The following is a 24339-nucleotide window of genomic DNA, read 5'->3' on the forward strand; positions in this document are numbered from 1 at the left end:
CGGACGGCCTCAGCCGAGCACCGCGGCGAGCGGGGCCAGCTCCGGCTGCTCCGCGGCCTCGGCCAGCACCTCCTTCAGCACCGCGTCGTGCGTCGGCCGGGCCGCGGCCAGCAGCTCGCGACCGGCCGGGGTGACCTCGGAGTAGATGCCGCGCCGGTCGTCCTGGCACAGGTAGCGGAGCAGCAGGTCGCGGTTCTCCAGGCGGGTGACCAGGCGGGTCGTGGCGCTCTGGCTGAGGACCACCGCGCGGGCGAGCTGCTGCATGCGCATGTGCCAGCCGTCCTGCCGGCCGAGCACGTCGAGCACGGTGTACTCGCTCACGCTCAGCCCGTGCTCCTTCTGCAACGCCCGCTCCAGCCGCTCCTCGATACGGGCGTGCAGCACGGCGAGGGTCCGCCATCCCTGTGCCCGCGCCTCGACGGCGTCATCGGCCAGCCCCATGAGGCACCTCCCGGCGATAGTGGGCGTGTGCAAACAACGCACACGCCCACTCTATGCCGCCACGGCCCTACTCGAAGAGCTGGTCCGCGCTCTCGACGGTGACCGCCTTCGCGACCCACGAGAGCAGCAGCTCCCGGTCCTCACAGGCGCGGATGCGCTCCTCGGCCTGCTCGGACACGGGAAGGCCCCTCGTCCTCAGGACCAGCAGGATGGCTTCGGCCTCTCCCTGTGCGATCCCCCGCTGGATCCCCTGCTCGATTCCCTGCTCGACCCCCCGCTCGACCCCTTGCTCGATCAACTCGCGGAACAGGCTGCTGCGAGGCTCCTTGTAGGTGCCCATGGCCATCATGATCTCCCTGAACGTGGTGACGGCGAACGCGGGACCTTGCGCCCGTCCTCCGTGGAGCCGTGGACGATGGCGGAGAGGGCGGTGAGCTCGGGCTCGGCGACGGCCCGTTCAAGGTCAGTGATCATCGGCACCTGGTCGGGGCCGAGGACGATCGGGCGGAGGGTCCATCCCGATGGCTCATCTCGGTGAGCAACGTGGCCACCAGGGAAGGGCGATGCCGGACCAGCTCGATCAAGAACTCGTGCTCCTGGGTCGGGGACATGGCGAACACATTACCGAATGTCGCTGACTCGTTACTCTGGGTTTTACTTATGCCCTGTTTCGTGAGCGAGGAGCCACTCCTTGACCGGTACGCCGTAGTAGTAGCCGCCGTATCCGCCCGTGCTGGGCAGCACCCGGTGGCACGGGACGAACGGGGCGATGAGGTTCTGGGCGCAGGCCGAGCCGGCGGCGCGGGCCGCCGTGCGCGGGAGGCCGGCGCGTTCGGCCAGCTCCGCGTAGGAGACGGTGGTGCCCGCCCGCACCTCGCGCAGCGCCGCGTGCAGGCGCCTGCGGGTGGGGGAGCCGGGCTGCTCCACGGGGACGGCGTCCAGGGCGTCGAGGTCACCCGCCATGTACGCGCGGGCCGCCTCCGCGGCGGCCCCCAGGTCGTCCACCACGTCCAGCCCCTCCGCCTGCAACGCGGGCGAGAGCCGGACGAACATCTCCTTGGGCTCGGGAGTGAAGCCGGCCGCCACCAGCACCCCGTCGCGGGCCAGCAGGGCCAGGGGGCCGATGGGGGTCGGGACGAGCTGTGCAGCGATCATGATGAGCTCCAGAGGTGCAGTGCGGCGTAGGCCCGCCAGGGCCGCCACCGCTCGGTCTCGTCGTCGGGAATGCCCAGGGCGGCCATCCGCTTCCTGAGCACGAGGTCGCCCGCGGGCCAGGCGTCGGGGTCGCGCAGCGCGCGCAGCGCGACGTAGCCGGCGGTCCAGGGGCCGATGCCGGGGACGTCCAGCAGCTCCGCCACGGCCTCGGCGGGGTCCTGGCCGCCGTCCAGGTCGAGGCGGCCCTCCACCAGGCGGGCGGCCAGGTCCTTGAGCGTGGCGACGCGGCGGCCGGTCAGGCCGAGCCCGGTGAGGTCGGTCTCCAGCAGCCGGTCGGGGGTGGGGAACAGGCCGTCGGGGGCGGCGGCCCTGGCGACGATGCGGCCGAGCAGCGTACGGGCCCCGGCCACCGAGACCTGCTGCCCCACCACCGCCCGCACGGCCAGCTCGAACCCGTCGAACGCCCCCGGCACCCGCAGCCCCGGCCGCGCCGCCACCAGCGGCCGCAGCGAGGTCCTGCCGAGGGCCTCGGAGATCGCCTCGGGGTCGGCGTCCAGGTCGAGCAGGCGGCGGCAGCGGGCCACGACGCGGGCGAGCTGCCGCGTGTCGGCCACGGTCACGTCCAGCGCGACGTGGCCGGGCAGGGGCGTGAGCGTGATCGTCCCGCCGGGGACGGCCCGCGTGTACGACGTCCCGTCCGCGCTCTCCAGCCCGGGGATCGCCCGGGCGGCCAGGAACGCCAGGACCCCGTCCGCGTCGTACGGCTCCCGCCGGTGCAGCCGCAGCCGCAACGCGCCGGCGGGCCCGGTCAGGGAGTCGGGCCGGCGGCCGGCGGCCGTGGCCCGCAGCTCGCTGGGCGTGAAGCCGTACGTCTCCCGCATCGTCGCGTTGAACTGCCGCACGCTGCCGAACCCGGCCGCGAACGCCACGTCCGTGACCGGCAGCCCGGTCTCGGTGAGGAGCTGCTTGGCCAGCAGCAGCCGCTTGGTCCTGGCCACCGCCAGCGGCCCGGCCCCCAGCTCGGCCACGAACAGCCGGTGCAGGTGCCGCTCGGTGATGTGCAGCCGCCGGGCCAGCCCGGCGACGCCCTGCTCGTCGGCGGCGCCGTCGTCGATCAGCCGCAGCGCGCGGCCGATGAGCTCGCCCCGCTGGTCCCAGCCGGGATCGCCGGGCGACAGCTCGGGACGGCACCGCTTGCACGGCCGGAATCCGGCCGCCTCCGCCGACGCCGCGTGCCGGTAGAAGCGCACGTTCCTGGACGAGGGCGTCCGCGCCGGGCAGATGGGACGGCAGTAGATGCCGGTCGTGGTCACCGCCGTGTAGAACCGCCCGTCGAACCGGGCGTCCCTGGCGGAGACGGCCCGGTAGCAGGAGTCGAAGTCGAGCTCTAGTGGTGACATGCCTTCGACGGTACGCCCTGCCCTGGGGCGGTGACTGGCGGATTTCGGACGTCAGCGTCCCGGCCCCGGGACATGGGCGCGGTCACTTGGACGAGACGCCGACCCCCAGGTCGAACTCCCGGTACACGCGCGCCCAGAACCCGTCGCGCAGCCACACCCGCGCCTCGGGGAAGGGGCGCAGCGAGTGCCCGAGCTCCTTCTCCGCCTCGATCAGCAGCTCGGTGTCGATGACGGTCGGCAGGATCGGCCCGGGCAGCAGGTCGCGGATGTTGTCGCGGCCGCGGGTGAGGATCCACTTCTGTGCCACGTGCTCGCCGACGTCCTCGACGCGCGGCCTGCTCGGGCCGAGCTTGGCCACCTGTCCGGGCTTGACGTGCGGCTTGACCGGCGTGCGGCCGGCGAAGACCTGGGCGGGAGAGGGGGTGGCGGGCGGCGCGACGACCGCCACGGGCTGCGGAGCACGGCTGAAAAAGGGCCTCAGGAAATCAGCGGAGATCACTTCAACGGTGTCGGACTCCCAGACCAGGCGTTCGGCCTGGTTGGTGCCGTACGGGGGTTCGACGCCCCACAAGTGGATGCGCACCCCGTACGCCTGCGCCGCCTCGACCGCGGGGACCATGTCCTCGTCGCCCGCCAGCAGGATGGTGTCGGTGACCGCGTGGTGCCGCGCCAGCGCCTCCAGATCGCTCCTGATCTGGGCGTCCACGCCTTTCTGCTGGCCACGGGCGTTGAGGTTGCCAAGTCGTACCTTCACCCAGGGGAGCTGGGCGATGACCCGCTGATCGACGGTGGGCACGCGGTCGCGGGCGGCGTCATACCAATAGATCCGCAGCAGTTCGCCAGAAATACGTTGCTCTGCATGTTTCTGGAGGCTCTGGATGAGCTCATCTGCGGCCACCCGATATTCCTTGCGTTCCTTCGCACCCAGCAGCACTTCACCGGCCGCCGCGTACAGATAACCGACATCCACCAGGACGGCGTACTTGGCTGCCACAGGATGCGGCATGAGGTCTGGGATGGCCATGTCGTCCTCCAGGCCGCGGTGTTAGTTGATCGGCTGACTATATACGCCTACTTTCTCTAGATAGTCCCAACTCCCGGGGAACTTGACACCCGATTCCCAGGATCTATCTAGGGTAGGGCGCTCATCCGCCATGCCGACTTCCCTGGGAGGACAGGCTTACGCATACCTCTAGCTGGGTTTCGCCACCTTTGCGGCGGGGGTGCCGGAGCGGGCTCCGGCCGCGCCCGCCGGGTGGCGAGCGCGACCAGCAGGGCGGCGATCTCCTCGGGCGTGGCGTCGCCGCGGACGACGCGCAGGTGAGGGGCCGCGGGCGGAGGCACGGGCGGGTGCGCGGACTCGGTCACAGCGGGATGTTCCCATGCTTCTTCGGCGGGAGCGTGGCACGCTTGTTGCGCAGCGCGCGCAGCGCCCGGACGATCTGGGGGCGGGTTTCGGACGGCCGGATCACCGCGTCCACGTAGCCGCGCTCGGCGGCGATGTAGGGGTTGGCCAGCGTGTCCTCGTACTCGGTGACGAGGCGGGCGCGCTCGGCGTCGGGGTCGCCGCTGGCGGCCAGCTCGCGGCGGTAGAGGATGTTGACCGCGCCCTGCGCGCCCATGACCGCGATCTGCGCGGTGGGCCAGGCGAGGTTGATGTCCGCGCCGAGGTGCTTGGAGCCCATGACGTCGTACGCGCCGCCGTACGCCTTGCGGGTGATCACCGTGATCAGCGGGACGGTGGCTTCGGCATAGGCGTAGAGGAGCTTGGCGCCGCGGCGGATGATTCCGTTCCATTCCTGATCGGTGCCGGGCAGGAAACCTGGCACATCGACAAATGTCAGGATTGGAATATTGAACGCATCACATGTTCGAATAAAGCGTGCGGCCTTCTCCGATGCGTTGATATCCAGACATCCCGCGAAATGCATGGGCTGGTTCGCGACCACGCCCACCGACTGGCCGTCCACCCGGCCGTACCCGACCACGATGTTCGGCGCGAACTGCGCGTGGACCTCCAGGAACTCCCCGTCGTCCAGAACGTGCCCGATCACCTCGTGCATGTCGTACGGCTGGTTGGGCGAGTCGGGGATCACCGCGTCCAGCGCGGGCTCCGGATCGAGGTCGGCGGCCGCCTCGTAGGACGGGGCCTCGTCGAGGTTGTTGGACGGCAGGTACGACAGCAGCGCCTTCACGTAGTCGAGCGCGTCGTTCTCGTCGGCCGCCTGGTAGTGGGCCACGCCCGACTTCGTGTTGTGCGTGTGGGCACCGCCCAGCTCCTCGAACGTCACCTCCTCGCCCGTCACCGTCTTGATGACGTCCGGGCCGGTGATGAACATCTGCGACGTCTGGTCCACCATCACCACGAAGTCGGTCAGCGCGGGAGAGTAGACGTGCCCGCCGGCCGCCGCGCCCATGATGAGCGAGATCTGGGGGATCACCCCGGAGGCGTGCACGTTGCGCTTGAAGATCTCGGCGTACAGGCCGAGCGCGACCACGCCCTCCTGGATGCGGGCGCCGCCGCCCTCGTTGATGCCGATGATCGGGCAGCCGGTCTTGAGTGCCAGGTCCAGGACCTTGACGATCTTCTCGCCGTACACCTCGCCGAGCGAGCCGCCGAACACGGTGACGTCCTGCGAGAACACGCAGACCTGCCGCCCGTCGATCGTGCCGTGACCGGTGATCACACCGTCGCCGTACGGCCGCCGCCTCTCCAGCCCGAACATCGTCGAGCGGTGCCGGGCGAACTCGTCGAACTCCACGAACGAGCCCTCGTCCAGCAGTGCGAGCACCCGCTCCCTGGCGGTCATCTTGCCCTTGGCGTGCTGCTTCTCGACCGCCGCCGCGGACCCGGCGTGCACGGCCTCGTCGAGGCGGCGCTCCAGGTCGGCGATCTTCCCGGCGGTCGTGTGGATGTCCGGCTGGCTGTCCGGCTTCTCCGGTAGTGACTCCGCGGCTGCACTCATGCGCGCAAGGCTAGTCCCTCCTCCTAGAGTGGTTCCATGACGGATGCCGTTCGCACGCACGGCCTGTTCAAGAGGTACGGACAGCAGGTCGCCGTGGCCGGGGCCGACCTCGTCGTCCCGGCCGGGAGCTTCGCGGGCCTCGTCGGCCCCAACGGCGCGGGCAAGACCACCACGCTCAGCATGATCACCGGGCTGCTGCGCCCCGACGGCGGCACGGCCGAGGTGGACGGGTTCCACGTCTGGCGCGACCCGGTCCAGGTCAAGGCCCGCATCGGCGTGCTGCCGGAGGGGCTGCGGCTGTTCGAGCGGCTGTCCGGGCACGAGCTGCTGCTGTACGCCGGGCGGCTGCGCGGCATCCCCAAGGCCGAGGTCGAGCGGCGGGCCGCCGAGCTGCTGGCGGTGATGGACCTCACCGCGGCCGCCGACAAGCTCGTCGTCGACTACTCCACCGGCATGCGCAAGAAGATCGGCCTGGCCGCGGCGCTGTTGCACAACCCGTCGGTGTTGTTCCTGGACGAGCCGTTCGAGGGCGTGGACCCGGTCAGCGCCAACACCCTCACCGAGGTGCTCAAGGGCTTCACCGCCTCCGGCTCCACCGTCATCTTCTCCAGCCACGTGATGGACCTGGTCGAGCGGCTGTGCGACTGGGTGTCGGTGATGAACCAGGGGCACATCGTGGCCCAGGGGCCGCTGGAGCGGGTCCGCGGCGGGCGCAGCCTCAACCAGGCGTTCCTGGAGCTGGTCGGCGGGGTCGGGCACGCCCGCGAGGGCGCCGGGCTGGCCTGGCTCGGCGCCAGGGCCCGCGACCTCCAGCAACCCACCCCCGGCTCCGGCTCCGGCCCCGGCTCCGCTCCCCCTCCCGGCCCCGCCGCGCCTCCTCCCGCGCCCGCGCCCGGGCCTCCTCCCGCGCCCGCGCCTTCGCCCGCGTCCGAGTCCGGGAAGGACGCGCGGTGAGCACGGTCGCGCTCTTCGCCCGGCTCAAGCTCCGCCTCCTCGCCGGGAACCTGCGCGGCGACGTCCAGCGCATGCTGGCCTTCATCCTCACCACGCTGCTCGCCCTCGTCGTGGCCGGGTTCGGCTTCGTCCTGATGAGCCTGCTGCGCCTGGCGCCCCCCGACGTCGCCACGGCCCTGGTGATCGTCGCCTTCGCCCTGTTCCTGATCGGCTGGATGATCGTGCCGCTGCTGGCCTTCGGCCTGGACGACACGCTCGACCCGGCCAAGCTGGCGCTGTTCCCGCTGCCCGCGCGCCGCCTCGCGGTCGGCATGTTCACCGCCTCCGTGACCGGAGTGTGGCCGCTCGCGATGCTGGTCGTCACGTCCGGCGCGCTGATCGCGCTGCCGCGCGGCCTCGGCGGCGCGCTGCTCGGGGTGCCGGCCGTGCTGCTGCAGTTCGCGCTCTGCGTGGTGACCTCGCGCCTGATCACCACGTCGCTGTCCAGCGCGCTGCGCACCCGGCGCGGCCGGGACGTGCTCGCCGTGGCCGCCCTGCTCGTCGTGCTGCTCGCGCAGCTGCCCAACCTCATCGTCAACCGGGGCCTCGGCGATCCTGAGGCGATGCTGCGCCGGCTGGCGGGCGTCCTGCGCTGGACCCCGCCCGGCATGGCCGCGCACGCCGTCGCCGACGGCGGCCTGGTCGGCCTGGCCGAGCTGGCGTTATTGGCGCTGCTCGTGGCGGTGCTCGGCTGGTTGTGGATCAAGGCGCTGGGCCGGGCGCTGGTGACGCCCGACGTGTCCACGCAGGCGGCCTCCGTACGCAAGGGCAGCGGCTGGACGGACCGCGTCCTGCCGGACGGGCCGCTGGCCGCCGTGGTGGCCAAGGAGCTGAAGTACATCCGGCGCGAGCCGAGGTTCCGGGTGGGGTGGTTCAGCGCGATCGTGGTGACGGTCGTGCTGGCGTTCTCGCTCGGCCGTACCTCGGGGGGCGGGCCCGGCCCCACGCTGCCGATCCTCGTCACCGTCATCGGCGCGCTGATGATCGCCCTCCAGTCGGGCAACGCGTTCGGCATCGAGGGCCGCTCATTGTGGATGAACGCCGTGACGTTCGGCTCCGAGCGCGACCTGGCCACCGACCTGGCCGGCCGCCACCTGGCCGGGGCGCTGGTCGGGGTGCCGGTGCTGGGGGTGATCGCGGTCGCCGTCAGCCTGTTCAGCGGGCAGCCGGGGGCGATCGCGCCGGCCCTGCTGACCGGGTGGGGCGCGCTCGGGATCGGGCTCGGGGTCGGCTCGGTGACCAGCGTCGTGCTGCCGTACGCGGTGCCCGAGCGGATGAACGCCTTCAGCAGCGCCGTGCCGGGGCAGGGCGGGCAGGCGTTCGCGTCCTCGATGGGGGCCATGGTCGCGATCGCGGTGTTGTGCCTGCCGTTCCTGGTGCCGCTGGTGCTCGGGCTGACGTGGGTGAGCGTCGCGGCCCCCTTCTACGGCCTGCTCGTCGAGCTGCTCGGCCGCCGCCTGGCCGCCCGCATCGGCTTCGCCCGCCTCCCCGACCTCCTGTCCACCGTCTCCAAAGCCTCCTGATCGTGCTCATGGCCTCCACTCCGTGGAGGCGTGTTCGGTCGCCTCATGCCGTCCCCTTCCCCCGCTCTGGTCGCTGCGCTCCCGCCGCTCCTCCAGGCGACGGCGCTCCCTCACACTGGTCTAGTCCAATTGCTGAGACCGGTCTACGGGCTCGAAAAGTGACTCGCTACTCTTCAAAGCATGATTGACCAGGGGCTTGAACGTCGCAGTGCGGCCGTGACGGAGATGCCGGACGAGCTGCGCCACGATGTGCGGCTGCTCGGCAAGCTGCTCGGCCAGGTGCTCGCCGAACAGGGCGGGGAAGACCTGCTGGCCGACGTCGAACGGTTGCGCAAGGCCGTGATCGCGGCGCGCAGAGGCGAGATCTCGGCCGACGTGATCACCGACATGGTCGCAGGTTGGGAGATCGAGCGGGCGGTCGAGGTCGCCCGCGCCTTCACCTGCTACTTCCATCTGGCCAACCTGGCCGAGGAGCACTACAGGATCCGCACGCTGCGCGAGCGGGACGCCGAGGGCAGGGTCCAGCGCGAGTCGCTGGCGCAGGCCGTCCAGGAGCTGGGCCACGAGCGCGTGACCGAGCTGCTGGAAGGGCTGGAGCTGCACCCGGTGCTCACCGCGCACCCGACCGAGGCGCGCCGGCGGGCCGTCGTCACCGCCATCCAGCGCGTCAGCCACCAGCTCACCGAGTACAACGCGCCGGGCCGCGGCGCCTCCGAGCGCGCCGAGACCAAGCGGCGCATGCTGGAGGAGATCGACCTGCTGTGGCGCACCGCCCAGCTCCGCTCGACCAAGCTCGACCCGCTCGACGAGGTGCGCACCGCGATGGCCGCCTTCGACGAGACCCTCTTCCGCATGGTGCCGCAGGTCTACCGCGCGCTCGACGCCGCGCTCGACCCCGGCACCGGCACCCGCCCGCCGCAGGCCAGGCCCTTCATCCGGTACGGGAGCTGGATCGGCGGCGACCGCGACGGCAACCCGTACGTGACGGCCAAGGTCACCCGCGACACCATCCAGATCCAGTCCGACCACGTGCTGGCCGCGCTGGAGGCCGCCTGCTCGCGCATCGCCCGCACGCTGACCGCCTCCGCCCAGCTCGCGCCGTGCTCGCCGCAGCTGCGCTCGGCGCTGGCGGCGGTCGTGGCGGCCCACCCGGAGATCGTCTCCGAGCTGGCCACCCGCTCGCCGCGCGAGCCGCACCGGCAGTGGCTGCTGTACGTGGCCGCGCGCATCGCCGCCACCCAGCGGCGCCACCTCGACCTGGCCTACCGCTCGCCCGCCGAGCTGCTGGCCGACCTGCGGCTGGCGCAGGAGTCGCTGGCCGCGTCCGCGCCCCGGCAGGCGTACGGAGAGTTGCAGCACCTCATCTGGCAGGTGGAGACGTTCGGCTTCCACCTGGCCGAGCTGGAGGTGCGCCAGCACTCCCAGGTCCACGCGAGCGCCCTGGAGGAGCTGCGGGCCGGCGGCGAGCTGTCGGAGCGCACCGAGGAGGTCCTGGCCACGATCCGGGTGATCGGCTGGATCCAGGAGCGCTTCGGCACCACCGCCTGCTCCCGCTACGTGGTGTCCTTCACCCGCTCGGCCGACGACATCGCCGCCGTCCACGAGCTGGCCCGGCACGCGCTCGGCGAGCGTGCCCCGGTGCTGGACGTGGTGCCGCTGTTCGAGTCCGGCCAGGACCTCGCCAACTCGCCGCGCGTGCTCAGCGGCATGCTGGAGATCCCGGAGGTCCAGCGTCGCCTGGCGGACAACGGCCGGCGCATGGAGATCATGCTCGGCTACTCCGACTCGGCCAAGGAGCTGGGCCCGGCCGCGGCCACCCTGCGCCTGTACGAGGCCCAGGAGGCGCTGACCGCCTGGGCCGCCGAGCACGACGTCAAGCTGCGCATGTTCCACGGCAGGGGCGGCGCGCTCGGCCGCGGCGGCGGTCCGGCCAACCGGGCGGTGCTGGCGCAGGCGCCGGGCTCGGTCGCGGGCCGCTTCAAGGTCACCGAGCAGGGCGAGGTCATCTTCGCCCGCTACGGCCACATCGCGATCGCCCGCCGCCACCTGGAGCAGGTCACCAACGCGGTCCTGCTGGCCTCCTCGCCCGTCGTCGGCGAGCGCACGGCGGCCGCCGCCGAGCGCTTCCGCGGGCTGGCCGAGCAGGTGGCGGTGGCGTCGGAGCAGGCGTACCGGGCGCTGACCGAGGCTCCGGGCTTCCCCGAGTGGTTCGCCCTGGTCAGCCCGCTGGAGGAGATCGGCACGCTGCGGCTCGGCTCCCGCCCGGCCCGCCGCGGCCTCGGCGCGCCGCGCTCCCTGGACGACCTGCGCGCGATCCCGTGGGTGTTCGCCTGGGCGCAGACCCGGGTCAACCTGCCCGGCTGGTACGGCCTCGGCTCCGGCCTGGCGTCGGTGGGCTCGCTGGACGAGCTGCGGGCGGCGTACGCGGAGTGGCCGCTGTTCAACGCGATGCTCGACAACGCCGAGATGTCGCTGGCCAAGACCGACCGCTCGATCGCCAAGCGCTACCTGGCGCTCGGCGGTCGCGAGGACTTCGCCCAGCAGGTCATGGAGGAGTACGACCGCACCCGCGACCTGGTGCTGCGCGTGACGGGCCACACCCGCCTGCTGGAGAACCGCAAGGTCCTCTCGCGCGCCGTCCAGCTCCGGGACCCGTACGTGGACGCCCTGTCCCACCTCCAGCTCCGCGCCCTGCGCGCCCTGCGCACCGAGAACCCCTCCGACCAGGAACGCGACCGCCTGTCCACCCTCCTGCTCCTCTCGGTGAACGGCGTGGCCGCGGGCCTCCAGAACACGGGCTGACCCGCCGCGCTCACCCTTGTCGCGGGTGAGCGCGGCGCCTTCGACGGGGATCACTTCAGGTTCGTGAAGAAGGTGATGATGTCGGAGGTGAGGGCTTCCGTGGCGGTGTGGGCGGTGTAGTGGCCGTGGGCCGGGGCGGGGAGGGTCTTCCAGGAGACGATGGCGGTGTGGTCGCGGTCGGCGAAGCGGCGGATGGAGGCGAAGTCGCCCTCGGCCATCGCCAGCGCGAGCGGCACCGTCGTCGGCTCCTTGGGCTGCTCCATGCGGGCGTTCTCCCAGTACAGCCGCAGGGCCGAGCCGGCGGTGCCGGTGAGCCAGTGGATGGCGGCGTTGGCCACCACGAAGTCGTCGTCGATGTCCTCGTCGAAGAGCTGGGCCAGCCAGCCGAGCAGGCCGGAGGGGGAGTCGGCGAGGGCGTGGGCGAGGGTCTGCGGCTGCTGGGAGTGCAGGATGTTGAAGGCGCCCTTCTCCTTCCAGAACCAGTCGAGCACGGCCAGCGCCGCCTGCTCCTCCTCGCTCAGCCCCGACAGCTCCGCCGGGTCGCCCGAGGGGAAGGAGAAGACCTGCGTGACGTGCACGCCCACCACGTGCTCCGGGGCGAGGCGGCCGAGCTCGGGGGAGATCATCGAGCCGCCGTCGTTGCCGGCCGCGCCGTAGCGGTCGTAGCCGAGGCGGGACATCAGCTCGGCCCACGCGCGGGCGATGCGCTGGTTGTTCCAGCCCAGCTCGCGGGTGGGGCCGGAGAAGCCGTAGCCCGGCAGCGACGGGACGACCAGGTGGAAGTGGCGCGAGAGGGGCTCGATCGCGTCGAGGTACTCCATGATCGAGCCGGGCCAGCCGTGGGTGACGATGAGCGGCAGGGCGTCGGGGTTGTCGGAGCGGACGTGCAGGAAGTGGATGTTCTGCCCGTCGATCTCGGTGGTGAACTGCGGGTGGGCGTTCAGCCGGGACTCAAGGGCCCGCCAGTCGAACCGGTCGCGCCAGTGCTCGACGAGCCGTCGTACGCGCTCGACGCCGACGCCCTGCTCGGCACCGGGGATCTCGTCGGCGAAGCGGGTGCGGGCGAGGCGGTCGCGCAGGTCGTCGAGGTCGGCCTGGGGGATCTCGACGCGGAAGGGGGTGATGGCGGTCATGGCGACATCCTCTCGGAACGGTTCGTTCTGTTCCAAGAATAGCAGAACGGAATGATTCATTCCACTGCGATACGCTCCTCGCCCGCGTAGATGTTGCACCGCTCGCCCCTCAGGAACCCGACCAGCGTCATGCCGAACTCCCGGGCCAGGTCCACGGCCAGCGACGACGGCGCCGACACCGCGCACACCACCGCGATGCCCGCGGCCAGCGCCTTCTGCATGATCTCGTAGCTGGCCCGGCCGCTCACCATGAGCACGTGGCCGCTCAGCGGCAGCCGGCCGGTCAGCGCGGCCCAGCCGGTCAGTTTGTCCACGGCGTTGTGGCGGCCGACGTCCTCGCGCACCCCCACCAGCGTGCCGTCCCCGGTGAACAGGCCGGCCGCGTGCAGGCCGCCGGTCTTGCCGAACACGCCCTGACCCCGCCGCAGCGCGTCCGGCAGCCCGTACAGGACGCCGGGGGAGAGCCTCAGCGAGCCGTCGGGCAGCGGCCGGCAGCGGTCGCGCAGGGCGTCCAGGCTGGCCGAGCCGCAGACGCCGCACGCGCTGGAGGTCAGGAAGTGCCGCTCCAGCGCGGGCAGGTCGGGGACGGGGCCGCGCAGCCGCACGGTGACGGTGTTGTAGCGGGCCTGCGGCGGCAGGTCCTCGTCCGTGCAGTACGCGATCGCCGCGATGTCGCCGGGCCGGGCCAGCCCTTCGCCGTGCAGGAACCCGGCGGCCAGCTCGAAGTCGTGGCCCGGCGTGCGCATGGTGATCGCGACGGTGCGCCGCTCGCCGCCGGGCGCGGTGAGCCGGATCTCCAGCGGCTCCTCGGTGGCCAGGTCGTCGCGGCGCTCGCGGGCGGAGGAGCCGTTCAGCTCGCGGACGCGGGCCCGCGTGGTGGGGCCGGGCCGGGTCTTCACAGCGCCCGCACGGTGACGAGGGCGTTGTAGTCGGGGATGCGGGCCTGCGGCGAGCGCCGGCTCTCGTCCAGCAGCACGTTGCCCTCCGGCCAGTGGATCTGCAGGTTGCCCGGCATCAGCGGCGCCCGCAGCACCCGGCCCCGGTACGTCCGCTCGCCCGAGCGCAGCTCGACCGGCGCGCCGTCGGCCAGGCCCAGCCGGTCGGCGTCGTACGCGCTCATCAGCACCGCCTCGCGCACCGCCCCGTTGAAGCCGTCGCGCCGCTCGTGGACCATGCTGTTGAACTGCTTGCCGCGCCGGGTCGCCACCATGAACGACCCGTCCGGCCGCTCCAGCGCGGGCGGCTCGACCGCCGAGAACCGGCCGCGCCCGTCGGGCGTCTGGAAACGGCCGTCGGCGAACAGGTGCCGCCCGCCGTACTGCACGTTGTCGCCGAAGCGCGACAGGCCCGCGATGCCCGCGTAGAACGGCACGGCCCGCTCGATCTCGGCCCGGATCTGCGGCGTGCCGGTGAAGCGCACCTTCGCCGCGACCTCGGGCCGGACCCGGGCGGCCAGCTCGCCGAAGATCTTCCACTCCGGCCACGCCTCGCCGATCCGCGGCCCCTCCACCTCGGGCGAGAAGATGATCCGCCGCTCGGTGGAGGTCTCGGTCACCCCGCCGACCATCTCGTAGCGGGTCTGGGCGGGCAGCAGCAGCACGTCGCCCGCGCCCGGCACCAGCATCTGCGACGACAGCACGATGTCGATGTGGACGCGCAGCCGCAGCCGCGACAGCGCCTCCCGGCAGTAGGCCGGGTCGGGCAGCACCTCCAGGAAGTTGCCGCCGGAGGAGATCAGCGCCTCCAGCTCGCCCCGGTGGGCGGCGTCGATCATGTCGGTGGCGGTCAGGCCGGGGGTGCCGGGCACCTCGAAGCCCCACAGCTCGGTGAAGCGGGCGGCGTTCTCCGGGGTGATGGGTAGGCCGCCGGGCAGGCCGGTCGCGTACGCGCCCATCTCGGCCCCGCCCTGCACGCCGCTGTGCCCCCGGATGGGCATCAGCCCGCACTTGTCCCGCCCCACGAACCCGCGGGCCAGCGCCAGGTTGACGATCGCGCGGACGTTGTCCTCGCCGTAGGCGTGCTGGGTGATGCCCATCGACCAGACCAGCACCGCCGAGCGGGCCTCGCCGAGCAGCTTCGCCAGCCGGAACATCTCCTCCCTCGACGCCCCCGACAGCGCCTCCAGCTCCTCCCACGACTGCCCGGCCACGGCCCGGCGCACGTCCTCGAAGCCGCTGGTGCGCCGGTCGACGAACTCCTTGTCCACCCAGTCGTGCTCGATCAGGTGCTTGAGCACGCCGTTGAGGAAGCCGATGTCGCCGCCCACGTTCACGCCGAAGAACTCGTCGGTGATCTTCGTGCCGAACAGCGCGGACTCGGCGTTGGACGGCACCCAGTAGCGGTCCATGCCGGGCTCGCGGTAGGCGTTGACCATCGCCACCCGGGTGCCGGCCTTCTTGGCGTGGTAGAGGTACTTCATCGCGACCGGCTGGTTGTTCGACGGGTTCGAGCCGATGAAGACGATCAGGTCCGAGCCGATCCAGTCGGTGTACGAGCAGGTCGTGGCCGCCGCGCCGATGGTCTGCTTGAGCGCGACCGTGGACGGCGAGTGGCAGATGCGGGCCGCGTTGTCCACGTTGTTGGTGCCGAGCGCGCGCACCGCCTTCTGGGCCGCGTAGTAGTTCTCGTTCGGCACGCCGCGGCTGGTCAGGTACGTCCCGGACCGCGCCCCGCGCAGCCCCTCCGCCGCCACCCGCAGCGCCTCGTCCCACGAGACGCGGGTGAAGCCGGGCTCGCCCGCCCGCCGCAGCATCGGGTACGGCAGCCGCCCCAGCTCCCGCAGCTCCGCGCTGCGCCGGCCGGCCAGGCCGGACACCTCGCGCAGCAGCGAGACGTCCAGGGCGGGCATGGTGTTGAGCGGCAGCAGCCGCAACCGGATGTTGCACAGGTGGATCTCGTCCATGGTCCAGTCGCGCATGCCCTGCGTGCCGAGCGCGCACCCGTCGCAGGTGCCCTGGTTGAGGATCCGCCAGGCGTACCGCCTGCGGCCCTTGACCGACTTGAACGCCTTCCACAGCTCCAGGTAGTTGTTCGGCTTGCGCAGCCCCAACCCGAACGGCCGCCAGGAGGCCCAGTTACGCGGATCCAGACGCTTGCTCATCTCTCCATCCTCCCTCGCTGCCAAGATAGGGGGATGCCCGACTCGCGTTATTCCGACCTCGACCGCCCGCCGCTGTCCGCGACGGCGCTCAACCGCGCCCTGGTCCGCCCAGGCAGCCTGTGGACGGGCGTCACCGTCGTGGAGCGTACCGGCTCCACCAACGCCGACCTCGCCGGCGCCGCGAAGGAGGGCGCCGCCGAGGGCACGGTGCTGGTGGCCGAGGCGCAGGAGGCGGGGCGCGGGCGGCTGGGCCGGTCCTGGACCGCGCCGCCCCGCTCGGGGCTGACGTTCTCGGTGCTGTTGCGGCCGCGCGTCCCGGTGGCCGCGCTGGGCTGGCTGCCCCTGCTGTACGGCGTGGCCGCCGCCTCCGCCGTGCGCCGGCTGGCCGAGGTGGACGTGCGCCTGAAGTGGCCCAACGACCTGCTGATCGGCGAGCGCAAGCTGGCCGGCGTGCTGGCCGAGCGGGCCGACGACGCGGTGGTGGTCGGCATGGGGCTGAACGTCTCGCTGCGCGCCGATGAGCTGCCGGTCGCCACCGCCACGTCGCTGGCCGTCGAGGAGGGGGCCTGCCTCGACCGCGACCCGCTGCTGCGGGCCGTGCTGCGCGAGGTCGAGAGCCACTACCAGGAGTGGACGGCGGCCGGCGGCGACGCCGAGGCGTGCGGGCTGCGGCCGGCGTACCTGGCGGCCAGCGCCACCGTGGGCCGCCGGGTGCGGGTGGAGCTGCCCGGCGAGTCGGTGCTGATCGGGAAGGCGACCGGCATCGACGCCGCCGGCCACCTCCAGGTCGAGAGCGAGGCCGGGGACGCGGGCACCGGTGCGGGCGAGGGCGGCGGGCGGCGCTACACGCTCAGCGCCGGCGACGTCGTGCACGTGCGGCCCGCGGAATGAGGCATCGGCGTGGCCCCTGGGCGGCGTTGGTGGGACCATGTGCGCCATGACCCTTCCCGACCACCATCTGACGCAGGGTGAGCGGCGCATCCGGTCCTTCCATCCGCACTGGAAGCGGCTGGCCGGGCCGTTCGTCGCCCTCGTGCTCGTCGCCGCCGTCTCGGGCGCGGCGCTGTGGCTGATCCCGCCGGAGTGGCAGTACACCCTCTACGCCCGGGCCGCGGTCGTCGTGATCGCGCTGGTCCTGCTGACGATCTGGTCGTTCGCGCCCTACCTGCGCTGGAAGAACACCGGTTACGTGCTCACCACCCACCGCTTCACCATCAGCCGCGGGGTGCTCAACAAGTCCACCGACGAGATCCCGATCGCCAAGGTCAACACGGTCAGCTCCGACCAGACCCTGGTCGAGCGCCTGTTCGGCTGCGGCACGCTGACCGTCGAGTCCGCGGGCGAGCGGGGCGAGATCGTGCTGCGCGACATCCCGCACATCCAGGACGTCCGCACCGACCTGTTCCGGCTCGTCGAGGACGCCTCGGACGGCGAGATCGACGGCCGTTGAGCACCCGGGGCCGGCCCACCGCCGAGGAGATCGAACGCCTGCTCGTCGGCCTGCCGCCGCGCTACACCAGGGCCGAGGTGGCGCGGCTGAGCGGCGTGCCGCAGGAGCTGGCGGCCCGCATCTGGCGGGCCCTCGGCTTCGCCCAGCGCGCCGACGACGCCGTGGCCTTCACCGAGGCCGACGTCAAGGCGCTCTCCCGGGTCCGCCACATGCTCGACACCGGCCTGCTGGACGAGGAGACGGCGGTCCGCATGGCCCGCGCGCTCGGCCAGACCACGGCCAGGCTGGCGCAGTGGCAGGCCGAGATCATGACGAGCGCGATGTTGCCGCCCGAGCCCGGCGACGAGCACCTGGCCACGATGCTCGACGCCGCGCGCGGCATGCTCCCCGACTTCGAGCGCGTGCTCATCCACGTCTGGCGGGCCCAGCTCGCCGCGGCCGGCACCCGGCTGCTGGCCCTGGCCGACCTCAACGACGAGCCGCTGCCGACCCGGGTGCCGATGGCGGTGGGCTTCGCCGACCTGGTGTCCTTCACCCGGCGGGCGCGCGAGCTGGACGAGCGGGCGCTGGCCGGGCTGGTGGAGGGGTTCGAGTCGCGGGCCTCGGACGTGGTGGCCGCGCACGGCGCGCGGCTGGTCAAGACCCTGGGCGACGAGGTGCTGTTCACCGCGCCGACCGCGGGCCAGGCGGCGGCCATCGCGCTCGACCTGATCGAGGCCGACGAGCTGCGCATCGGGCTGGCGTACGGGCCGGTGGTGCCCATGATGGGCGACGTGTTCGGCACCACGGTCAACCTGGCCGCCCGGCTCACCGCGATCGCCCGGCCCCGCACCGTGCTCGTGGACGCCGCCCTGGCCGAGGAGCTGGCCGGCGACCCCGCCGGGCACGAGCTGCACAAGATGAGGAGACGCCCGGCGAGAGGGCTCGGCGTGGTGCAGCCCTATGTCTTGCGGAGATCATCCTCCTGACACAAGATGGCTGCCATGCCGTACGAAGTGCAGGGCGTCGTCGCCCGGGGCAAGGGTCAGGAAGTCTCACTCGAAACCGTCGTCGTGCCGGACCCGGGGCCGGGCGAGGCGGTCGTGAACGTGCGGGCCTGCGGCGTCTGCCACACCGACCTGCACTACCGGGAGGGCGGGATCAGCGACGACTACCCGTTCCTGCTCGGCCACGAGGCGGCGGGCACGGTGGAGGCGGTGGGCGAGGGCGTGACCGAGGTCGCGCCGGGCGACTTCGTGATCCTCAACTGGCGGGCGATCTGCGGCCAGTGCCGCGCCTGCCTGCGCGGCCGTCCCTGGTACTGCTTCAACACCCACAACGCGCGGCAGAAGATGACGCTCAAGGACGGCACCGAGCTGTCGCCCGCGCTGGGCATCGGCGCGTTCCTGGAGAAGACGCTGGTGGCCGCCGGGCAGTGCACGAAGGTCTCGGCCGAGGCCCCGGCGCAGGTCGCGGGCCTGCTGGGGTGCGGCGTGATGGCCGGCATCGGCGCGGCGATCAACACCGGCGGGGTCACCCGCGGCGACAGCGTGGCGGTGATCGGCTGCGGCGGCGTCGGTGACGCGGCGATCCTGGGCGCCTCGCTGGCCGGCGCCGCGAAGGTCATCGCGGTGGACGTGGACGACCGCAAGCTGGAATGGGCGCGCGGCTTCGGCGCCACGCACACGGTCAACTCCCGCTCCGCGGACCCGGTCGAGGCGATCCGCGAGCTGACCGGCGGGTTCGGCGCGGACGTGGTGATCGAGGCGGTCGGCCGGCCGGAGACCTACGAGCAGGCGTTCTACGCCCGCGACCTGGCCGGCACGGTGGTGCTGGTGGGCGTGCCGACCCCGGAGATGCGCATCGACCTGCCGCTGCTGGACGTCTTCGGCCGCGGCGGCGCGCTGAAGTCCTCCTGGTACGGCGACTGCCTGCCCTCCCGCGACTTCCCGATGCTGATCGACCTGTTCCTGCAGAACCGGCTGCCGCTGGACAAGTTCGTGTCCGAGACCATCGCCCTCGACCAGGTCGAGGAGGCGTTCGCGAAGATGCACCGCGGCGAGGTGCTGCGCTCGGTGGTGACGTTCCGGTGATCGACCGCGTCATCACCTCGGGCACGTTCTCCCTCGACGGCGGCACCTGGGACGTCGACAACAACGTCTGGCTGGTGGGCAACCACCGGGAGGTCGTCGTCATCGACGCCGCCCACGACGCCGCCGCCATCGCCGAGCGGGTGGGCGGCCGCACGGTCAGGGCCATCGTGTGCACCCACGCCCACAACGACCACATCAACGCCGCCCGCGAGCTGGCCGCCCGCACCGGCGCCCCGATCCGGCTGCACCCGGCCGACCAGGTGTTGTGGGAGCAGGAGTACGGCGACGAGGTCGGCTACGAGCCGCTGTCCGACGGCGAGCGGGTCGAGGTGGGCGGCTGCGCGCTGGAGATCCTGCACACCCCGGGGCACTCGCCGGGCGCGGTGTGCGTGCACGCGCCGGACCTGGGGGCGCTGTTCAGCGGTGACACCCTGTTCAGGGGCGGGCCGGGGGCGACCGGGCGCTCGTACTCGTCGTTCGACACGATCATCGACTCGATCAGGAAGCGGCTGCTGACGTTGCCGCCGGAGACGGTGGTGCACACCGGGCACGGCGAGTCCACCTCGATCGGCGCGGAGGCCCCGCACCTGGAGGAGTGGATCGCGCGCGGCCACTGACGATCACCGGGAGGTAGCTCACTGTGGCCCACCTAACATAGGCAAGCCTAACCATAGTGAGCTATCTTAGGTGTGCCTTACCTAAGGCATCCGTCCCTGCGTGAGAGGCCACTCCCGGATGTATGTGTGTATTTGTCGTGCTGTGACCGAGAACGAGGTGCACGACTGCATCGCCGCCGGGGCGAAGAGCGCGAAGCAGATTCGCGACACTACTGGGGCTGGTGGGGACTGTGCCCGATGTGTGCGGAAGATCTGTGCGATCCTGAAACGGTCTGAAGAACTGACGACCGCATAGCCGGATAGCAGGGGGCCCGCCATGCAGGGCGACAAGCAGATCATCGAGCTGCTCAACGAGCAGCTCACCGCCGAGCTCACCGCGATCAACCAGTACTTCCTGCACGCCAAGATGCAGGAGAACTGGGGATACACCAAGCTGGCCAAGCACACCCGCGACGAGTCCATCGAGGAGATGCGCCACGCCGAGCGGCTCACCGACCGCATCCTCTTCCTCGAAGGGCTGCCCAACTACCAGCGTCTCGGCACCCTGCACATCGGACAGACCGTCGAGGAGCAGCTCCGCGCCGACCTGGAGGTGGAGATGTCGGTCGTCCAGCGCCTGCGCCCGGCGATCCAGCTCATGCGCGAGAAGGGCGACATCACCTCGGCCAACATCTTCGAGGACATCCTGCGCGACGAGGAAGAGCACATCGACTACCTGGAGACCGAGCTGGACCTCATCAACAGCCTCGGCATCCAGCTCTACCTCGCCCGCTACGCCACCGGCCGCGACAAGGACAAGGACTACTAGCGTCCGGCGCCGGAGTGGTCCGGGAGAACTTCCGCGAAGTGGCCCGCTACCGGAGACCGCCCGGCCCCTAACGTGGACGGCATGACGAGCGAGAACGCATCCGGCCTGCGTGTCTTCCTGGCCGGCGGCGCGGGGGTGCTCGGCCGCCGGATCATCCCGCTGCTGGTCGCCGCCGGCCACGCGGTGGTCGCCACCACCCGGGACGAGCGGCGCTTCGGCCTGCTGCGCGACCTCGGCGCCACGCCCGTGCGCGCCGACGCCTACGACGCCGCCGCCCTGGCCGCCGCCGTCCGCGGCTCGGGCGCCGACGTGGTGATGCACCAGCTGACCGACCTGACCGGGTACGACCTGGCGGCCAACGCCCGGATCCGCACCGAGGGCACCCGCAACCTGGTCGACGCGGCCCTGGCCGCCGGGGTGCGCCAGATCGTCGCGCAGAGCATCTGCTGGACGTACGTGCCGGGCGAGGACCCCGCCGGCGAGGCCGTCCCGCTGGACCTCGACGCGCCCGAGCCGCGCCGCAGCACCGTCGCCGCCGTGGCCGCGCTGGAGTCGGCGGCCCGCGAGCTGCCCGAATGGGTCGTGCTGCGCTACGGCATGCTCTACGGGCCCGGCACCTGGTTCGAGCCGCGCGGCCTGCGTGCCCGCCAGGCCAGGGAGGGCGCCCTGGTGGCGAACGCCGACGTGACGAGCTTCGTCCACGTGGACGACGCCGCGGCCGCCGCCGTCGAGGCGCTGCGCTGGCCGTCGGGGCCCGTGAACGTCTGCGACGACGAGCCGGCCCCGGCCCGCGACTGGCTGCCCGCCTTCTGCCGCGCCGTCGGCGCGCCCCCGCCGCCCGTGCCGTCCGGGGTGCCCGGGGTGCCCGGGACGCCCGGGGGCGACACGCCGCGCGACCCCGCCGCGCGGGGCGCCGACAACCGGCACGCGCGGCGGGATCTCGGCTGGACGCCCGCGTACCCGTCGTGGCGGAAGGGCTTCGAGGCCGTCGCTTCCGATATTCCGGACTCCGCCGTTTACGGCGATTCTTGAATGACAGGGTTGGAAAACTCGGCGGCGGGCATGATGAGCCGATCACCTTCTGCCGGAAAACGCGGCAATTTAATCACGACCAACCGTATTTTAGTCGTGTTTGCCCAGGTCAATGGATAGGTCAACGACGAGTCAAACCGCGCGCTGTGCCCGGGAAACGATCGCCTAAGGTCCTACGATCGCTCCATGACCTGCGTACTTCTCGCCGAGGATGACACCTCGATCTCCGAGCCGCTCGCGCGTGCGTTGCGCCGCGAGGGCTATCAGGTCGAGGTGAGCCCCGACGGCCCGCAAGCACTGGAGCGGGCCCTGTCGGGCGGCATCGATCTCATAGTTCTCGACCTAGGGCTGCCCGAGATGGACGGCCTGGAGGTGGCCCGCCGCATCCGCGCGGAGGGCCACGGCACCCCGGTCCTGATCCTCACCGCCCGCGTGGACGAGGTGGACACCGTCGTCGGCCTCGACGCCGGCGCCGACGACTACGTCACCAAGCCGTTCCGGCTGGCCGAACTGCTGGCCCGGGTGCGGGCGCTGCTGCGCCGCGGCACCTCGGAAACCCCCGTCGTGCAGGGCGTGCGCATCGACGCCGACTCCCGGCGCGCCTGGATGGGGGAGAAGGAGCTGCACCTGACGACCAAGGAGTTCGACCTGCTGCGCGTGCTGGTCCGCGACGCCGGCAAGGTGGTCACCCGCGAGCAGATCATGCGCGAGGTGTGGGACACCAACTGGTGGGGCTCCACCAAGACGCTCGACATGCACATCTCCTGGTTGCGGCGCAAGCTCGGCGACGACGCCGCCAAGCCGCGCTACATCACGACCGTCCGGGGAGTCGGCTTCCGGTTCGAACGCGAGTAGGCGGATGCGCCGTCGACTGCTCACCTCCACCCTGGTCGTCGCGGTGATCGCGGTCCTGTTGCTGGGGGTCCCCCTGGGCGTCGTGGTGAGCCGCCTGATCGTCGACGAGGCGGCTCAGGAGCTCGGGGCGGAAGCCAAACGTCTCGTGGGAGAGGTCGAGTACGCCCGCGTCCAGGAGACGCCGCTCGACCCTCAGCAACTGGAACAGAAGTACCCGGGTAGATACATCCAGATCTGGGAACGCGGAACCCCCCTCCGGGTGACCGTCGTCGGCACCGCTCCGGCGTCCGGTCACCTCATGACGGAGGACGCGCAGACCAACACCGGCGTCTACGTCCGGATCAGCCGGGACCGCGACCAGGTCGAGCGCGACGTGCGGGCGCGCCTGCTGCTCATCGTCGCCCTGGCGGTCGCCGCCCTGGCGGTGGCCGTGAGCCTGGCCGTGGTGCAGTCCCGCCGCCTGACGCTGCCCCTGCAGGACCTGGCGAAGATCGCCGAACGGCTGGGCTCGGGGGACGCGCGGCCGAGCCGGCACCGCTACGGCATCCCCGAGCTCGACCGCGTGGCCCAGGTGCTCGACCGCAGCGCCGCCCGCATCTCCGACCTGCTGACCCGGGAGCGCGAGTTCGCCACCGACGCCTCCCACCAGCTACGCACCCCCCTGACCGGCCTCACCATGCGCCTGGAGGAGATCGTGGCCTCGGCCGGCGAGCCCGAGGTCGTCCGCGAGGAGGGCGAGGCCGCGATCGTGCAGGCCGAGCGGCTGACCGCGGTCATCGACGAGCTGCTGGCCGCGGCCCGCCGCCAGCGGCACGCCCAGGCCGAGCCGATCGCCATCGACGAGGTGCTCGTCCAGCAGGTCACCGAATGGGAGCCGGTGTTCAAGGACGCCGGTCGCGCCCTGCGGCTGGAGGGCTCGCGCGGGCTCAAGGCCATGGCCACCACCGGCGGGTTCGGCCAGGTGGTGGCGTCCCTGCTGGAGAACTCGCTGCGGCACGGCGGCGGCGCGGTCACCGTCACCAGCACCTTCGGCGACAACTACGTGGTGGTCGAGATCGCGGACGAGGGCCCCGGCATCGCCGACGAGATCGCCCCCAAGATCTTCGAGCGGAACGTCAGCGGCGGCGGCGGCACCGGCCTCGGCCTCACGCTGGCGCGGGCGCTGGCGGCGGCCGACGGCGGCCGGCTGGAGCTGGTGCGGCGGCGGCCGGCGACCTTCGCGCTCTTCCTGCGGCCGGCGGAGCAGGACAGCCGCAACCGGGTGGTCAGCGGTCCTGCGTGACGCCCGGCTCGGGCAGCTCGACCGGGATGGGCTCGGTGGCCTCCAGGAAGACCCACTTCTTGTACGACCAGTAGCGGAAGAGGGTGCCGAGCCCCACGCCGACGATGTTGGCGATGTTGACGCTGAGCGGGTCCTCCAGGCCGAGGGTGTAGGAGGTGAAGCCGATCGTCAGCATGCCGAACAGCAGCGCGATGCCGTTGAGCAGGAAGAACAGGAAGTATTCGCGCCCGAGCCCGGTCTGCTCGCGGTGGCGGAAGGTCCAGTAGCGGTTGCCCAGGTAGGCGAACGTGGTGGAGATGACCGTCGCGACGACCTTCGACGTCAGCGGACCCAGGCCCAGCGCCACGTGGCAGAGGTTGAGCAGCCCGGTGTCGATGAGGAAGGCCACCGCCCCGATGCTGCCGAACTTGGCCAGCTCGTGGACCAGGGACGAGAACCGCCCGTAGAGGCGCTTGACGGCTTTCACGTCGGTGTTCCGGTCCCTTCTTCGAGTCCTGGGCGAGCTCGATCACCCCAGGGTACCGGCCGTCGCGTAGGGCCGGTGTCAGACGGTTGAACTTACCCCGTAAAGACAGACATATGAAATGCCGGGATATAGGAGGCAGGTCCGGAAGGTGAGCTTTACCCCGCTCCGAAGGTCACTGCCGTGCCCGGCGGGATCCGCGGCCTCCCGGCGGGCAGGTGGTGGGGTGGTCGTCGGCGTGCCCCGG

At 72.0% G+C, this 24339-nt stretch carries 24 protein-coding genes; 13 read left to right on the forward strand and 11 right to left on the reverse strand.

All coding sequences use genetic code 11. The features are described from left to right. Positions 1 to 9: 9 nt before the first annotated feature. The 7 genes from AB0H75_RS01395 to AB0H75_RS01425 form a co-directional block, all read right to left on the reverse strand. Complete coding sequence (locus tag AB0H75_RS01395) at positions 10 to 441, reverse strand: MarR family winged helix-turn-helix transcriptional regulator (protein WP_367788112.1); 432 nt, start codon at positions 439 to 441, stop codon at positions 10 to 12. 67 nt (positions 442 to 508) lie between these two features. Then, positions 509 to 781 (reverse strand): hypothetical protein, encoded by a 273-nt coding sequence (locus AB0H75_RS01400; protein ID WP_367788114.1) that lies wholly within the window; start codon positions 779 to 781, stop codon positions 509 to 511. Positions 782 to 1095: 314 nt separating this feature from the next. Continuing rightward, positions 1096 to 1596: a methylated-DNA--[protein]-cysteine S-methyltransferase gene (locus AB0H75_RS01405; protein ID WP_367788116.1), complete on the reverse strand. Its 501-nt coding sequence runs from the start codon at positions 1594 to 1596 to the stop codon at positions 1096 to 1098. Continuing rightward, positions 1593 to 2996: an AlkA N-terminal domain-containing protein gene (locus AB0H75_RS01410; RefSeq protein WP_367788118.1), complete on the reverse strand. Its 1404-nt coding sequence runs from the start codon at positions 2994 to 2996 to the stop codon at positions 1593 to 1595. Before AB0H75_RS01410 ends, AB0H75_RS01405 begins: the two co-directional genes overlap by 4 nt. Positions 2997 to 3078: 82 nt before the next feature. After that, the gene (locus AB0H75_RS01415; RefSeq protein ID WP_367788120.1) at positions 3079 to 4020 is read right to left on the reverse strand and encodes an NYN domain-containing protein; all 942 of its coding nucleotides are present in this window, start codon (positions 4018 to 4020) and stop codon (positions 3079 to 3081) included. 107 nt (positions 4021 to 4127) lie between these two features. Then, positions 4128 to 4364: an acyl-CoA carboxylase subunit epsilon gene (locus tag AB0H75_RS01420; RefSeq protein ID WP_367788122.1), complete on the reverse strand. Its 237-nt coding sequence runs from the start codon at positions 4362 to 4364 to the stop codon at positions 4128 to 4130. Then, complete coding sequence (locus AB0H75_RS01425) at positions 4361 to 5962, reverse strand: acyl-CoA carboxylase subunit beta (protein WP_367788124.1); 1602 nt, start codon at positions 5960 to 5962, stop codon at positions 4361 to 4363. Before AB0H75_RS01425 ends, AB0H75_RS01420 begins: the two co-directional genes overlap by 4 nt. 36 nt (positions 5963 to 5998) lie before the next feature. Between AB0H75_RS01425 and AB0H75_RS01430 the strand changes: the two genes are divergently transcribed. From AB0H75_RS01430 to AB0H75_RS01440, 3 genes are all read left to right on the forward strand, one after another. Next, the gene (locus tag AB0H75_RS01430) at positions 5999 to 6916 is read left to right on the forward strand and encodes an ABC transporter ATP-binding protein (protein ID WP_367788126.1); all 918 of its coding nucleotides are present in this window, start codon (positions 5999 to 6001) and stop codon (positions 6914 to 6916) included. Next, complete coding sequence (locus AB0H75_RS01435) at positions 6913 to 8478, forward strand: hypothetical protein (protein WP_367788128.1); 1566 nt, start codon at positions 6913 to 6915, stop codon at positions 8476 to 8478. The genes AB0H75_RS01430 and AB0H75_RS01435 overlap by 4 nt, the downstream gene beginning before the upstream one ends. A 225-nt stretch (positions 8479 to 8703) precedes the next feature. Then, positions 8704 to 11280: a phosphoenolpyruvate carboxylase gene (locus AB0H75_RS01440; protein WP_367790455.1), complete on the forward strand. Its 2577-nt coding sequence runs from the start codon at positions 8704 to 8706 to the stop codon at positions 11278 to 11280. 50 nt (positions 11281 to 11330) lie between these two features. Here the strand turns inward: AB0H75_RS01440 and AB0H75_RS01445 are convergent, their stop codons facing one another. The 3 genes from AB0H75_RS01445 to AB0H75_RS01455 are packed head-to-tail and all read right to left on the reverse strand — an operon-like array spanning position 11331 to position 15513. Then, complete coding sequence (locus tag AB0H75_RS01445; protein WP_367788130.1) at positions 11331 to 12413, reverse strand: epoxide hydrolase family protein; 1083 nt, start codon at positions 12411 to 12413, stop codon at positions 11331 to 11333. 56 nt (positions 12414 to 12469) lie between these two features. Beyond that, a complete protein-coding gene (gene fdhD, locus AB0H75_RS01450; RefSeq protein WP_367788134.1) occupies positions 12470 to 13312 on the reverse strand; it encodes a formate dehydrogenase accessory sulfurtransferase FdhD in 843 nt (280 codons plus the stop codon). Next, positions 13309 to 15513, reverse strand: a complete 2205-nt coding sequence (locus AB0H75_RS01455; protein ID WP_367788136.1) for an FdhF/YdeP family oxidoreductase — start codon at positions 15511 to 15513, stop codon at positions 13309 to 13311. The genes fdhD and AB0H75_RS01455 overlap by 4 nt, the downstream gene beginning before the upstream one ends. Positions 15514 to 15546: 33 nt before the next feature. On the opposite strand from AB0H75_RS01455, the gene AB0H75_RS01460 reads away from it, so the two are divergent. The 10 genes from AB0H75_RS01460 to AB0H75_RS01505 all read left to right on the forward strand — a co-directional run bounded on the left by AB0H75_RS01460 (position 15547) and on the right by AB0H75_RS01505 (position 23629). After that, complete coding sequence (locus AB0H75_RS01460; RefSeq protein ID WP_367788138.1) at positions 15547 to 16404, forward strand: biotin--[acetyl-CoA-carboxylase] ligase; 858 nt, start codon at positions 15547 to 15549, stop codon at positions 16402 to 16404. Between the two features lie 46 nt (positions 16405 to 16450). Continuing rightward, positions 16451 to 16963 carry a PH domain-containing protein gene (locus AB0H75_RS01465; RefSeq protein ID WP_367788140.1) on the forward strand — a complete coding sequence of 171 codons (513 nt, stop codon included), beginning with the start codon at positions 16451 to 16453 and terminating at the stop codon, positions 16961 to 16963. Continuing rightward, complete coding sequence (locus tag AB0H75_RS01470) at positions 16960 to 17931, forward strand: adenylate cyclase regulatory domain-containing protein (protein WP_367788142.1); 972 nt, start codon at positions 16960 to 16962, stop codon at positions 17929 to 17931. The genes AB0H75_RS01465 and AB0H75_RS01470 overlap by 4 nt, the downstream gene beginning before the upstream one ends. A gap of 15 nt (positions 17932 to 17946) precedes the next feature. After that, positions 17947 to 19035, forward strand: coding sequence for an S-(hydroxymethyl)mycothiol dehydrogenase (locus AB0H75_RS01475; RefSeq protein WP_367788144.1), 1089 nt, complete (start codon positions 17947 to 17949; stop codon positions 19033 to 19035). Further along, positions 19032 to 19652: an MBL fold metallo-hydrolase gene (locus tag AB0H75_RS01480; protein ID WP_367788146.1), complete on the forward strand. Its 621-nt coding sequence runs from the start codon at positions 19032 to 19034 to the stop codon at positions 19650 to 19652. The genes AB0H75_RS01475 and AB0H75_RS01480 overlap by 4 nt, the downstream gene beginning before the upstream one ends. A gap of 118 nt (positions 19653 to 19770) precedes the next feature. Beyond that, positions 19771 to 19947, forward strand: coding sequence for a bacterioferritin-associated ferredoxin (locus tag AB0H75_RS01485; RefSeq protein WP_080042937.1), 177 nt, complete (start codon positions 19771 to 19773; stop codon positions 19945 to 19947). 21 nt (positions 19948 to 19968) lie between these two features. Next, positions 19969 to 20460, forward strand: coding sequence for a bacterioferritin (gene bfr, locus AB0H75_RS01490; RefSeq protein ID WP_367788148.1), 492 nt, complete (start codon positions 19969 to 19971; stop codon positions 20458 to 20460). A gap of 81 nt (positions 20461 to 20541) precedes the next feature. Continuing rightward, positions 20542 to 21492, forward strand: a complete 951-nt coding sequence (locus AB0H75_RS01495) for an NAD-dependent epimerase/dehydratase family protein (RefSeq protein ID WP_367788150.1) — start codon at positions 20542 to 20544, stop codon at positions 21490 to 21492. A 186-nt stretch (positions 21493 to 21678) separates the two neighbouring features. Continuing rightward, a complete protein-coding gene (locus AB0H75_RS01500; RefSeq protein ID WP_043620820.1) occupies positions 21679 to 22347 on the forward strand; it encodes a response regulator transcription factor in 669 nt (222 codons plus the stop codon). A gap of 4 nt (positions 22348 to 22351) precedes the next feature. Next, positions 22352 to 23629 carry an ATP-binding protein gene (locus AB0H75_RS01505; protein WP_367788153.1) on the forward strand — a complete coding sequence of 426 codons (1278 nt, stop codon included), beginning with the start codon at positions 22352 to 22354 and terminating at the stop codon, positions 23627 to 23629. Here the strand turns inward: AB0H75_RS01505 and AB0H75_RS01510 are convergent. Then, positions 23613 to 24095 carry a GtrA family protein gene (locus AB0H75_RS01510; protein ID WP_367788155.1) on the reverse strand — a complete coding sequence of 161 codons (483 nt, stop codon included), beginning with the start codon at positions 24093 to 24095 and terminating at the stop codon, positions 23613 to 23615. The two genes, AB0H75_RS01505 and AB0H75_RS01510, sit on opposite strands and share 17 nt — an antisense overlap. Positions 24096 to 24339 lie beyond the last annotated feature (244 nt).

This window comes from Nonomuraea sp. NPDC050783 (assembly GCF_040802095.1).
In the GTDB taxonomy this organism is placed as follows: domain Bacteria; phylum Actinomycetota; class Actinomycetes; order Streptosporangiales; family Streptosporangiaceae; genus Nonomuraea.